The sequence below is a fragment of the Bacillus sp. 105MF genome (assembly GCF_000374885.1).
Classification (GTDB): Bacteria; Bacillota; Bacilli; order Bacillales; family Bacillaceae_G; genus Bacillus_A; species Bacillus_A pseudomycoides.
Window position 1 is genome coordinate 244123 of sequence record NZ_KB895566.1, and the last position, 13580, is coordinate 257702.

General features: G+C 38.7%; 12 protein-coding genes and 1 pseudogene. 1 reads left to right on the plus strand and 12 read right to left on the minus strand.

Going from position 1 to position 13580, the window contains the following annotated elements:
* The first annotated feature begins 4 nt into the window (after positions 1 to 4).
* Positions 5 to 1120: an aminopeptidase gene (locus tag C564_RS0104220; RefSeq protein WP_018764519.1), complete on the plus strand. Its 1116-nt coding sequence runs from the start codon at positions 5 to 7 to the stop codon at positions 1118 to 1120.
* A 69-nt stretch (positions 1121 to 1189) separates the two neighbouring features.
* Here C564_RS0104220 and C564_RS0104225 read toward each other — a convergent pair whose 3' ends face one another.
* The 12 genes and pseudogenes from C564_RS0104225 to C564_RS0104285 form a co-directional block, all read right to left on the minus strand.
* On the minus strand, positions 1190 to 1375 hold the full coding sequence (locus tag C564_RS0104225; protein WP_018764520.1) for a hypothetical protein: 186 nt from the start codon (positions 1373 to 1375) through the stop codon (positions 1190 to 1192).
* 13 nt (positions 1376 to 1388) lie between these two features.
* Positions 1389 to 1787, minus strand: coding sequence for a PH domain-containing protein (locus C564_RS0104230; protein WP_018764521.1), 399 nt, complete (start codon positions 1785 to 1787; stop codon positions 1389 to 1391).
* Between the two features lie 91 nt (positions 1788 to 1878).
* Positions 1879 to 2370, minus strand: a complete 492-nt coding sequence (locus tag C564_RS0104235) for a GNAT family N-acetyltransferase (RefSeq protein ID WP_018764522.1) — start codon at positions 2368 to 2370, stop codon at positions 1879 to 1881.
* A complete protein-coding gene (locus tag C564_RS0104240; RefSeq protein ID WP_018764523.1) occupies positions 2367 to 2915 on the minus strand; it encodes a GNAT family N-acetyltransferase in 549 nt (182 codons plus the stop codon). The genes C564_RS0104235 and C564_RS0104240 overlap by 4 nt, the downstream gene beginning before the upstream one ends.
* Positions 2916 to 2979: 64 nt before the next feature.
* Positions 2980 to 3393 (minus strand): annotated as a pseudogene (locus tag C564_RS0104245) (DMT family transporter); the annotation flags it as partial.
* 60 nt (positions 3394 to 3453) lie between these two features.
* Positions 3454 to 4764 (minus strand): UDP-N-acetylmuramate--L-alanine ligase, encoded by a 1311-nt coding sequence (gene murC / locus C564_RS0104250; RefSeq protein WP_003201097.1) that lies wholly within the window; start codon positions 4762 to 4764, stop codon positions 3454 to 3456.
* 251 nt (positions 4765 to 5015) lie between these two features.
* Positions 5016 to 6134 carry a nicotinate phosphoribosyltransferase gene (locus C564_RS0104255; protein ID WP_016116674.1) on the minus strand — a complete coding sequence of 373 codons (1119 nt, stop codon included), beginning with the start codon at positions 6132 to 6134 and terminating at the stop codon, positions 5016 to 5018.
* Between the two features lie 60 nt (positions 6135 to 6194).
* On the minus strand, positions 6195 to 9725 hold the full coding sequence (locus tag C564_RS0104260) for a DNA translocase FtsK (protein WP_018764524.1): 3531 nt from the start codon (positions 9723 to 9725) through the stop codon (positions 6195 to 6197).
* 322 nt (positions 9726 to 10047) lie between these two features.
* A complete protein-coding gene (locus tag C564_RS0104270) occupies positions 10048 to 11022 on the minus strand; it encodes an N-acetylmuramoyl-L-alanine amidase (RefSeq protein ID WP_018764526.1) in 975 nt (324 codons plus the stop codon).
* Between the two features lie 239 nt (positions 11023 to 11261).
* On the minus strand, positions 11262 to 11618 hold the full coding sequence (locus C564_RS0104275; protein WP_003201263.1) for a hypothetical protein: 357 nt from the start codon (positions 11616 to 11618) through the stop codon (positions 11262 to 11264).
* A 532-nt stretch (positions 11619 to 12150) separates the two neighbouring features.
* Complete coding sequence (ytpR, locus tag C564_RS0104280; RefSeq protein ID WP_018764527.1) at positions 12151 to 12765, minus strand: YtpR family tRNA-binding protein; 615 nt, start codon at positions 12763 to 12765, stop codon at positions 12151 to 12153.
* Positions 12762 to 13574, minus strand: coding sequence for a DUF1444 domain-containing protein (locus C564_RS0104285; protein WP_018764528.1), 813 nt, complete (start codon positions 13572 to 13574; stop codon positions 12762 to 12764). The genes ytpR and C564_RS0104285 overlap by 4 nt, the downstream gene beginning before the upstream one ends.
* Positions 13575 to 13580 lie beyond the last annotated feature (6 nt).

The window sequence follows — 13580 nt, forward strand, 5'->3', positions numbered from 1 at the left end:
ACATATGAAAGATCCACGTATTGAAACTTTAGCACACAATTTAATTAACTACTCAATCCGCTTACAAAAAGGCGAAAAAGTATTGATTGAAAACTTTGGCTTGCAAAAAGAACTTGTAACTGCACTTGTAAGAGAAGCCTATGCAGCTGGTGGTTTCCCATTTGTTTCATTGAAAGATCATCAAGTCGATCGCTCATTATTAATGGGCGCTACTGAAGAACACTTCGAGCAAATCGCTGCATATGAAGCAAGCGTAATGAAAGATATGGACGCTTACATCGGTCTTCGCTCTGGCGATAACATTAACGAACAAGCCGACGTTCCAAGTGAACGCATGAAGATCCACGGTCAAACAGTTGGTAAAAAAGTTCATAGAGACATTCGTGTTCCAAAAACACGCTGGGTTGTTCTTCGCTACCCAAATGCATCTATGGCACAACTTGCAAAAATGAGCACAGAAGCATTCGAAGACTTCTACTTCGAAGTATGTAACTTGGATTATGGCAAAATGGATAAAGCAATGGATAACCTTGTTGAATTAATGAACAAAACAGATAAAGTTCGCCTTGCTGGTCCTGGAACTGACTTAACATTCTCCATTAAAGATATTCCAGCTATTAAATGCTCTGGTCATTTGAACATTCCAGACGGTGAAGTATACTCTGCACCAGTTCGCGATTCTGTTAACGGTACAGTTTCTTATAACACGCCATCACCTTACAACGGCTATACATTCGAAAACGTACAGCTTACATTTAAAAACGGTCAAATCGTTGAAGCAACTGCAAACGATACAGAACGCATTAACAAAATCTTCGATACAGATGAAGGTGCACGCTACGTTGGTGAATTTGCAATCGGCGTAAACCCATACATCTTACATCCAATGGGTGATATCCTATTTGATGAAAAAATCGACGGTAGCTTCCACTTTACACCTGGCCAAGCTTATGACGATGCATGGAATGGCAACAACTCTAACATCCACTGGGATTTAGTATGCATCCAGCGCCCTGAATACGGCGGCGGTGAAATTTACTTCGACGACGTATTAATCCGTAAAGACGGTCGCTTCGTTGTACCTGAATTAGAAGCTTTAAATCCTGAGAACTTAAAATAAAATGTGAAGGAGCTCTCCTTTTGATGGGAGAGCTCTTTTGGTACGTCTCGTTTTGTCGGACGGTCAATATTATTTCTCCACTTCCTGTCCTTTGTTTCTGATTTGACGAGAATGGTAATAAAACAAAAGTACAACTGCTAAAATGCCTACACCTATCGACAAATACAACGGCCACTCCCAACGAACATACCCTCTAACGCAAACGACCAGTACCATCAATAATTCAAAACAAAATAACAGCCGAAAATGTTTCATTCCTCGTCCTCCATTATGCTTTTAGATCTATTTTCACATGTGGGTTCGCTTCTTGAATGAGTGACAACAACTTTTCTTTATCTGTTGGCATAGCAATCATATGGACTTTGTATCGGTTCGTTGTAATTTCGAGTGATTTTCCAACTTGACGCACCATTCTTATATCAGATAGTGTAACGTCTTCGTTCAATATGCCATATTTCAATACACCATTTTCGACTGTATGTTTCTTAATAAATACATCCCAAACAAGAGGGACATTTACAATGAGGCAAATTGCCATCCCAATCAGTGCTGATCCCCAGTTTCCATTGTCTATAATCAGCATTCCGCTTGGCCAAACAACCATAAGGATCAACATTGCACTTACAAAAATCATACTTGGTGTGCTTCTTTGGATAGGAAATTTCATACCATCACCTCTCACCTAAATTATACCATCATTTCCATTTTCCTTAACAAAAAAAATAGAGATCATTCTCGATTTGAATGATCTCTATTCTTCACAAACCATACCTATAAAATTTCTTATCTACCTGCAGCACCGGAAAACTCCCTGGTAACTCTTCCATCCTAATACTCTGAAATCCATTTTTCTCATAAAAGCGATGTGCCGCTAAAAACTGTACTGTTGTTCCTAAATAAATTCCTTCTAATTCTCTTTCTTTTGCCCAAGAGATAGCTGTTTGGAGTAACATGCTCGCGGTATTCCACACCTTGCCCCGAAATTCTTTTTTCACAAACATTTTCCTCAAGGCCACTTGTTGATTCCCAATATCTAATAAGGCTACAGTTCCAACTACTTTCCCATCATGTATTGCTACCCAGAAACTTCCGTTATCTCTTTGGTAAAACTGCTCAATTTCTTGTAAATCTGGCTGTTCTTCCTTTGTAATTGGTACGTTATATTCTTTTTGCTGAATGCGAATAATTAAATCGACTACTTCAGATTGGTACTTACTTTCATATGACTGAATGCAAATCGTATCGCTCATCGAATCTCCTTCCATTCTGAAGCTAGTAAACTATACACAGTAAGATCATGAAAATGGTCATAAAGCCACTCTTCATCACGCATAACTCCATCTAACTTAAAGCCAAGTCGCTCCGGAATCGCACGGCTTTTCTGATTCTCTACCCCACAACGGATTTCTATCTTATTCAATTTTAGTTCTTCAAACGCATAGCGAAGCACCGCTTTTACACTCCTTGACATAATTCCTTTTCCACCTGCTTCTTCTGCAAGGTAGTATCCAAGACTTGTTGCTTTCTTAGCCCAGTTCACCTCGTGAATACCGACCATTCCAACGAGCTTTCCTTTATAACGTATACCTGTTTCAAAACCGTTTCCATCCGCATATTTCTTTAGCCACATCGGAAGAATTTCGTCATATGCATCAGCAGATTTTGTCCCATCTACCCATGGAAGCCATTTTCTTAAATGCTCCCTGTTTTGATCTACTAATTGATACAATTCTTCTTTATGATGTTTTTCTAACAATTGAAGTTTGATTTCATCATCGACTCGAAGTGTAAACATTGCTCTATCCCCTCTAACACTTTTTCTTATTATTCTAACATTTCTAATTATAAAATGTTAAGGGTTATATATTCACACTTTCTTTTTTGGATTTTATAGCAAGAAAACCGGAAGAATATAGAACACCTGTAATGACTAAAATCATCCCTAAACATTGCGAAATTGTGATACTCACTCCTTCTACAAAAGAAACAAGCATTGTAACAACGGGAACTAAGTTAAAGAACAAAGAGGTTTTTGCTGCCCCAATTTGCGCGATTCCTTTATTCCACCAAAGGTAACCAAGCACACTCATTCCAATTGCCATAAATAAAATAGATAACCATGCTAATAGAGGAATTTCTGGAATCGCTACTACACTCTGTTGCATAAAGGACACAATGATGAAAGCAAGCGCTCCAACAGTCATTGTATATGTCGTTGTTTGTCTTGGACTACCAACTTTAATAAATTTTCTACCTAGTACACCATATAGCGACTATTCTACAACAATTGACATAAAAAAGACGTGCAGCCACCGCTGCACGTCTTCGCTTTATTACTTCTCCGCAACTTGCACTTCTTTCACGTAAGCCGCTTCGAATTTTTGAATATCACCTGCGCCCATGAAAATAAGAACGCCGTTTTTATGTTTCTTTAATACATTCGTTGTTGTATCGGTAATCAATTCTGCACCATCAATACGCTTTTGCAGATCTTGGATTGTTAAGTCACCTTTGTTTTCACGTGCTGATCCGAAAATATCACATAGGTATACTTGATCAGCCTTGCTTAGGCTTTCCGCAAACTCATCTAAGAACTTTTCAGTACGTGAGAATGTGTGTGGCTGGAATACAGCGACAATTTCACGCTCTGGATGCTTTTGACGAGCAGCTTCAATCGTTGCGTTAATTTCTGTCGGATGGTGTGCATAATCATCGATGATGACCTGTTCTCCCATCGGTTTTTCATTAAAGCGACGTTTTACGCCTCCAAACGTTGTTAATTGATGTTTTACTGCTTCTACATCAACATTTTCATAGTGACAAAGCGCGATAACTGCTAATGCATTTAATACGCTGTGATTGCCGTAACCTGTAATTTTGAATGTTTCATAATACGTATTACGAACGAACACATCAAATACAGTACCATCTGTTCTCTTTTGGATGTTACGTGCTTGGAAATCATTATCTTCACCAAATCCATAGAAAATAACAGGTACTTTCGCTTGAATTTTTTGCAGTTCTTCATCATCACCACATGCAATAATTCCTTTTTTCACTTGAAGCGCCATCTCTTGGAATGCACTAAATACATCATTAATGTCTGTAAAGTAATCCGGATGGTCAAAATCAATATTTGTCATAATTGCATAGTCTGGATAGTAAGACAAGAAATGACGACGGTACTCACATGCCTCAAACACAAAATACTTACTATTTTCTACCCCATGCCCTGTTCCATCTCCAATAAGGTAAGACGTTGGGTGTGCACCTTGCATTACATGGGCTAACAGGCCGGTTGTTGATGTTTTTCCATGTGCACCTGTTACAGCAACACTTGTATACTTACTCATAAGATTCCCTAAAAAATGATGGTAACGGTGTACTGGGATATTTAACTCTTTCGCTGCTACAATCTCTTCATGCGTATCAGGGAACGCATTTCCTGCGATAATCACTTGTCCTTCTTTTACATTATTTTTATCAAAAGGAAGGATGGAGATACCACGCTTTTCCAAAGCTACTTGTGTAAAGAAACGTTTTTCAAAATCAGAACCTTGAACAGTATGCTTCATGTCATGAAGAATTTGTGCTAATGAACTCATTCCTGTTCCTTTAATTCCTACAAAATGGTAAACTGTCATCTTAAAGAACCTCCAACATTTCGAACTAATACAACGGCCTATCTATAAGACAGTATATGAATCTTTTCTTATTTTGGTAATCATCATACATTCTCGATACAGCGGAACTTTCATTAGCTCTCACCAATCGGGATAAACACGTACGTACCTCTTATATGTCCATAACAAACTTATTATAGCAAAAAACAATCCGTTATACTATGATAACAGAAAAACTGATAGGGTCAATTCCCTATCAGTTTTTCCTCTTCTTACATATCTTCTCTTTTTTCTAATTGAACGCGCTCTAAACGTGGGTTTGGACGATATTTACGTCCAGCTTTCGCTTCTGGTTTTCCATTTAATTCTACATTATCACCTGTAAAACCAATGTTCATTTTTAATAAACTGCTGCCCACTCCGTATAGATCTACAGGAACATTTTGCGCTTCAAATTCATGAATACGTTTTTCATCAAATCCACCAGTTACAACAATATTTACATGCTGGAACCCTTCTTCATCAAGCGCTTTACGGAGCGCGAAAACAAGGGATGGATTTACACCACGAGGGTCAAATGTGCCAAGTACTTCTGGATGACGAATGAAATACTGATCAATCATTGTACGTGATGTATCAATGCGTACACCTTTTAATTCTGAGCCGAATTCACGTGCAACACGAAGACCATCTGTAATCACATCATTATTGTAGTCAATCAGTACAACTAAATCATCCTCTGGAAACTTTTTATAGTACGCTTTTGCAGCTTCTACAACATCTCCATTAAACATTTGAATCAATGCATGAGGCATTGTCCCCATTCCACTCTTGCCCCACCATTCATTCATTGCATGCGTTGCTTGTGCACTCATACCACCAATATACGCCGCATATCCATCACCAGCTTGCTGTGTATAATGATCATCACGGTCTCCCATGAAAATAACCGGTTTTTCTTTTTCACCGCTGCGAGCAGCTTGTACAACATTATATACATTTGTTGCAACAGATGTACGACGAGCTAAAATCCCATCGATTACACCTTCTAAAAACCCGAAATATTCATAAGGTCCAGAGATTGTTAAAACTGTTTCAAATGGATTAATATTGTCCCCATCTTTTAAAGAATGGATTTCAAGCTCTTCCGGATGTTCAGCAAATGTTTGTAACAATGCTAATACTTCATCTGTTCCGCAAAGTACCGCATGTTCCTTTTGGAAAAATTGCATTGTCACAACACTTTTCGGGCGAAATTCTTGAATAATGTCACGAGTTTTTAAAAAGTAAACGGCAGAGAACCAACCTTCCCCAACTCGTTCATCAAATTTAAATGTTTTATTTGTTAGTCGATTGATTTCACCTTTTAATTTTAATTCAATTTCTTTCATGTCGTTTACTCCCTACTTTACTATCCAACATTTTCTCTTAGTATACAGCAAAACCGCTTCCTATACATTCGTTTCCTGCATAGCAGCAAATTCATCCTCTGAAATAAGGACATCTCTCGGTTTTGTTCCCCGTGCTTCAGATATAATTCCTTGTGCTTCCATCTCTTCAATAAGACGTGCCGCACGATTATAACCGATGCGGAATTTTCTCTGTACAGAAGATGTGGACGCTCCCCCTTGTTCTACAACAAATTGGCATGCATCAAAAAACAGTTCATCTTCGGCTTCATGTTGTTCTGTTTTCGCCAATAAATCCTCTTGCTTAAATAAATAGTTCGACTTCATTTGCTTTTTCACATGTTCAACTGTTTTTTCAATTTCATCATCCGATACGTATACCCCTTGTACACGGACGGGTTTTGACGTACCGTTTCCTAAAAATAGCATATCACCGCGACCAAGTAATTTTTCCGCTCCTCCAATATCAATGATTGTACGTGAATCTACTTGAGATGATACTGTAAACGCAATACGCGTTGGAATGTTTGATTTAATCAATCCTGTAATAACATCCACAGACGGACGCTGCGTTGCAACTAATAAGTGAATACCACAAGCACGTGCTTTTTGTGCAATGCGGCAAATTGCTTCCTCTACATCACCAGGAGCAACCATCATTAAATCGGCTAACTCATCAATTACAATAACAATGTACGGCAATGCTTCACCTGGGATTTCTCGGCTACTTACGATGGTATTATAACGAGTTAAATCACGTGCACCAACATGCGCAAACAATTCATAACGGCGTTCCATCTCTTCTACAGCCCATTTTAACGCTGCTGTAGCTGCTTTCACATCTGTAATAACAGGTGCTACAAGATGGGGAATAGAATTATATGGTGCAAGCTCAACCATTTTCGGATCAATCAACATCAGCTTCACTTCATGTGGTTTCGCTTTATATAAAATACTTGTTAAAATCGCGTTAATACAGACACTTTTCCCTGAACCAGTCGCACCAGCGATCAGTCCATGCGGCATCTTCCTTATATCCGTTACAATTGGAGCACCAGAAATATCAAGTCCAAGCGCAACTGTAAGCGGTGATTCACTTTTCGTGAACACAGGACTTCTCAAAATTTCTCGCAGGAATACAGGCTTACTTTCTTTATTCGGAACCTCAATTCCGATGGCACTTTTCCCTGGAATCGGTGCTTCAATTCGAATATCTTTTGCAGCTAAACTCAGCTTAATATCATCACTTAAATTTGTGATTTTATTTACTTTCACACCCGGATCAGGTTGTACTTCGAAGCGCGTTACAGCTGGTCCTTGTGAAACATTGATAACATGAGCCCCAACATGAAAATTATTAAACGTCGTATCTAATAATTCTTTCTGTTCTTCTAACCATTCCGTATTATCTAATGTCGACTGACTTGGAATCGTCAATAGTGTTAATGGTGGCATAGCATATTCAGGCGGTGTTTGCAGTACATTACGCATATCATTCTCTCTTCGCGCTATAACGTATGCTTTCTCTTGTACTCCTGCACTTGCAACAGGTGCCTTCATTTCCGTTTGTTGAACTGGCTCCTCTGTTACTTGATCTTCCACTGCCACTCGTTCTACTGGTTTCTCTTCTTCTTGAGTTCCCACCACTACTTGCTGTACTGGTCTCTCTTCTTCTCGAGTTTCCACTATAACTTGTTCTACTGGTTTCTTTTCCACTTGAGTTTCCACTATAATTTGCTGTGCAGTTTGCGCTTTTCCTTGTGGTGCTTCTTCCACTTGTTGTACAGGCTGCTCGTGCACCTTTACTGATTCTTCAGCTTGTTTTATAGGAGTCTGCGGCGTTTTCATTCCTGCCACATGTCTCTCTATTAACTTTCTTCTATCTTGTTTTAACATCACAACATTAAACGGCACATGACGCTTTTTCTCACGTTTCGGTTCTTCTTTTTGCTTAGCAGGCTGTTCCACAGCAACTTCTTGCTTTTCTTCTGCCTCTTCGATTAATACATTTGCAAAGTTTTGAACTGCTTCCTTCGTGTGCTCGTCTGCTGCTGAAGATGTTTCTGAAACATTGTTTTCCGCTTTAGAAACCAAATTCTCTTGTTCTGTCGTTTTTTCAACTACTACTTGAGCCGTTTCTTCTGCAGACTCTTTCGCTGTTTCGGCAATTTTTGCTTGTTCAAATGTTTCTGCTACCAGCGTTTCTTCGGGTTCCTCCACTGCTTCAACTTCCCGCGTTGGTTCTTCAGCTTCTTCCACCACTCCAACTTCCCGCGTTGGTTCTTCAGCTTCTTCCACACCTCCCACTTCCCGCGTTGCTTCTTCAGCTTCTTCCACTTCTTCAACTTCCCGCGTTGCTTCTTCAGCTTCTTCCACCGCTTCAACTTCCCGCGTTGGTTCTTCAGCTTCTTCCACTTCTTCAACTTCCCGCGTTGCTTCTTCAGCTTCTTCCACCGCTCCAACTTCCCGCGTTGCTTCTTCAGCTTCTTCCACTTCTTCAACTTCCCGCGTTGCTTCTTCAACTTCTTCCACTTCTTCAACAATATTTTCTTCTAAAATAGTTTTCTCCACTAGCTGTTCTTCTTCTATTTCTTTCTTATATTCATTTTCTTCGGTTGACGTTGTATCCATATTCTCTACAGTAGAATCTAGCAACTCATCTTGCAAGATTTCTTCCTTCGCTTCGTTATCATATTGTGATAACGCCACTACATCTGGTTCTTGCTCAAATACCTGTACGATTTCAACAGTATGCTCTTCTTTCTTATTATCCTGTCCAACTGATTTATGTAAAAAGTTATCAGTTGCAAATGGAAGAGAGTCTGAAATGGCATCTACCTTTTCTTGCCCCTCTAACGAAGTTAATGAACGCTCAGAATCGTAACCGTTTTTCTCTAGCCACTGATCAACAACTGATTTTTCCTCTTTGGGGCTTTCTTGTTGTCCAGTATGCTCCAGATTTTTCTCCTGCTTCTTAGAAGGAATAGAGGATTCGTCTGAGAAATTCGAAAGAGAGTATCCTTTTTTCTCCAACCAAGCATCGACGACAGATTTTCCTTCAAAGGATATTTCAAGATCTTCCTGCCCTTTTTCTTCCGTCTTAACTTCTTGTTTCTCTCTCGAAGGACGTTTATATCCAAAGATAGGCGAAATCATTTCTGTCGGGCGAAATGGTCTTCGATGGCTTTCTTGTACTGGCACAGATTTTTTTGGCAAGATAGGCTCTGGCTCAATTTCTTGTTGGGCTTGTGGCGGGGCAAATGTATGAACTGGTTCTTCTACATATCTTGGCCTGCGTCTCTCCATGTTCGTTACCCTTGGCAGAGGTTGCTGCTCAAAATGTGTTGATTCTTCCACATTCTCCTCATCAAATCCATCATCAGGTATTAACGGAAATCGGCATTTCACACCTAAATTCCGACTAGCCATTTGTGCTTCTCTTGCTTCAGTGTAGTGGTTTACACGAGGAGTTTTCGGCTTACTTTCAGTGTTCTTCGGTACTGCTTTATTTATCGCTTCTTTTTCTTCCTGATGTTCCTCTTTGTTAAACAGCTTTTTCATCCAATCTAACATGTTTACCACTCTTTCTACTAAATAGTAACATCCTTTATTGTATCAGCATTCGGCAAAAAGTGCAGGTAAAATTACGCTCTTGTATTTTGTCTACCATATTCAAATTTTCAGTAAGTACAATAGATTCTCAACATACAAGTCGCTGCTATGAACACAAAAGAGGGCCTACTCTCTCCTTCTCCCTTTGTTTTAAACCCGGCACGGGGCTCAAAAAGGACCTGACCGCTTCTATACATGGCCGGTCCCCCCTCTCCCACCCAAAAAGAAAGGTTTTCACTTGTATTTATACATAAAAAAACAGCCTCATATATAAGACTGCCGTTTAAGCTTTACTCTTCCGATATTCTTCTATACTCTCGGTTACACTTTGCAGTAAAGAGTCTAAATATTGTGTGTCTGATAGTTTCTGATCTTCTTCAGGATTCGACATAAATCCAAGCTCAAGTAAAACACCTGGAATTTTTGACCAATTAAATCCAGAAAGATCATCTCGAAACTTGATTCCATTTACTTTTACCTGGCTGTTTTCTTTCATTTTCTTTACGATTATTTGAGAAACTTGTAAACTTTCTGTATAGATTCCTTTTGTATATGTATTCCCTTCCGCTGGCGTCAACACAGCAAACCCTTTTTGTGCTCGATTTTCTGAACCATCCGCATGAAGGCGTAAAAATAAATCTGCTTGATGCTCATTCGCAAATGTCGCTCGCTCCTTATTACTTATATCAACATCATGTGTTGTTCTTGTCATAAGTACTTGCATACCTTTTGCTTCGAGCTTCTCTTTCAATATGACAGCAGCTTCTAATACAAGAACAGATTCTCTTTTTTTCGTCACAACACCTGTCGTTCCATCAGTCACTTTATACTTTTGCTCAGTTGCCCCCGGGCCAATTGGTTCTAAATTTAAATTTGCTTTCTCTTGATGCCCTGGATCAATTACAACAAGAAATTTTGCTTGTTTTTGCTCAGCATTTGCTTTTACCTCAAGGGTTTTGGCCGATTCCTCATCCTGTGGTACTTGCTCCACCTTTAGCTCTTGTTTTTCACCTTGCTCCACGGATGGTTCTTGTTCAATTTTTTTCTCTTGTTCTCCATTTTGTTCCACTGGTAATTCAGCTTCTATTTTCTTCTCTTTTTCCGCTTGCTTCTCTGGTGGCGTTTCTTTCGTTTGTTCTACAACCTTTTTATTCTCTTCTTGCACAGTAGATGGTATTTTCTTCTCTTGTTCCTTCGAGCACGCTCCCATATATATTCCAAGTAATACAACTGCACACATCATTTTTATATATTTCATAGCTTCCTCCTCCCATCTACTTTGCGCATACTCTATTTATATATCCATTTTGGTTTCCAAGTGTATAAGTCGCTGCTATGAAAAACAAAAGGTGATCTGTACTCGTTCTCTCTTTTTGTTTTCACTTGGCATGGGGCTGAAAGAGGGACTGACCGCTTCTATGCATGGCCAGATGCTCTCTCCCACCTAAAGATTAGGTTTTATGTCGGATTTTCAATTTGCATTTATATAAAAACACCCTAAATTTCTTTTAACTGTTTCATAATCTCATCTATACTACGTGCTATACAAACTGGTTCCCATATTTCCGATCCTTGTTCAGCTGTGTAGATCGGATGGAGTGGATTATCTATATCAACAAAGATAGGATCACCCATATCTGTATCATATCCAATAACAATCCAACTCTCTTGCCAATCTCCCTTTTTCCCACTCATGAGTGAATTTTTGTTTTTATCATATCGATATCCAATTTGTCCCTTTTCCAATTCATTTTCATGCAATAAATATATTTCAAATGATTGTAATTCAATATCATGTTTCTTCGAAGTTTCGATAAGTCCCAGAAGCTCTTTCACTTTTGGAAATTGTCTCATATGTTCCTATCTCCTTCTATATAACTCCATTTTAATTTTTCAACATATAAGTCGCTGCTATGAAAAAACAAAGGTGACCTGTACTCGTTCTCTCTTTTTGTTTTCACTTGACATGGGACAAGAAAAGGGGCTGCCCGCTTCTATGCATGGCTGGATGCTCTTTCCCACCCTAAAAGAAAGGTTTTATGTCGGGTTTTCAATTTGCATTTATATATTTTTCTAAATTTTAACTAATTTGTTTTTGAAATACAATATAGATTTTGAGAAAAGCGTTACAATATAAAGACATGTAAATAAAAAAATAGCCTCATTTTATCATGAGACTATTTTTTCTATATAATTCTATTTTAATTTTCCGGCATATCATTCGCTGCTACGAAGAACAAAAGATGATCGCTACTTGTTTTTTCCCTTTGTTTTCACTTGCATGGGGCAGGAAAAGGATCTGACCACTTCTATGCATGGCCGGATGCTCTCTCCCACCTAAAGATTGGGTTTTATGTCGGGTTTTCAATTTGTAATTATATATCAATTAAAATTTGAACTCTTGTCCAACCTCATAGCTGTCTTCTAATACAAGAATACCTTTTTCCTGAGGAGCATCCGGAAGCTCTAATTCACGTGCAGAACAAATCATTCCAGAAGATGGAACGCCGCGAAGCTCAGCTGGTTTAATTAACATACCACTTGGCATTACAGCACCGATTTTTGCGACAACAACTTTTTGTCCTGCATCAACGTTTGGTGCACCACATACGATTTGTAGTGTATCTGTACCGATTTCTACTTTACAAATGTTTAGTTTATCTGCATTTGGATGCTTTTCTTTTTCAGCTACGTAGCCAACGACGAATTTCGGCGTGAGGTCTGCTTCTACTTTTTCTTCAAAGCCATTCTTTGCTAAAATGTCATTGATTTTTTCAACAAGCTCTTTTGTTAAAGTAATGTTTCCTGTTTCCTTAACTTCTACATAAGAAGACGCATTAAAGATGTTGAATCCTCCTGTTACGTTGCTTTCACGATCATAAACGCGTGCAACATCTCCTTTGCGGTCAAATGTACGGTTTTCTAATGTAATATCTTGTAAGGCAACGATTAATGTGTCGCCAATTCCTTCAAGGTTGTAAAAAACGTTCACTTTGTTCATCCTTTCTCTTTTCCATTTGTCTTCTTCCGATTCTTCGCTAAAATAAAGATTGGCTCAAAATCCCCATCTTCATATACGAATGAAAGTGATGTAATCGGAACATGACCTTCGGCAAAAAACTTCATTGTCATTTGTGCAATAATATCATAACCGATTTCGTTCACGATATCAGCAATAATTAATACATCTTGGTGCGGAACAGCTACAACCATGTCACCTGAAATCTTTTCACGCATCGATTGTAATAATGATTCATTCAAAATACGACTCGCATCATAGCCATCATTTGTGTTTAAGAAATAAAATGTATTCCCCGCCACTTCATCTTGTTTAAATGAATGACTTAAGGAACGTACATTAAACAATGCCATTTCACGTACTTGCTGCTCTGTAAGTCCTAGTTTTTGTAACAAACGTTCATCAAATAATCGATATGTTTTATTGGAATCTAATGCATAATAAATGCGCGTTTCTGCTGTATGATCTGTCATTACGAAAGGATTTCCTTCTTCAGCTTGCTTTGGAAAAGAAGTGGATCGAATAACCGGTAAAATTTTTGCCGCGCCGCTTTCTTCTTTATGCATCGCAAGTAGCGCCTCTTGTACGTAATACACAACATCTTCAATCGCTGCTTCCTTCTTCACTTCCCATTTCGCTACAACTCCTGGAAGTGAAACATTAATTCCCTTTTTCGTATCTTTTTGTTCAATACGGAGCGTATCCTTCTCGCTATCATAATGAAATTCCCACTCTGGACGAGCTAATCTAGTCATTAACTCATCTTTCATCTTTTTGCTTGTCATTCTCATTTCGTT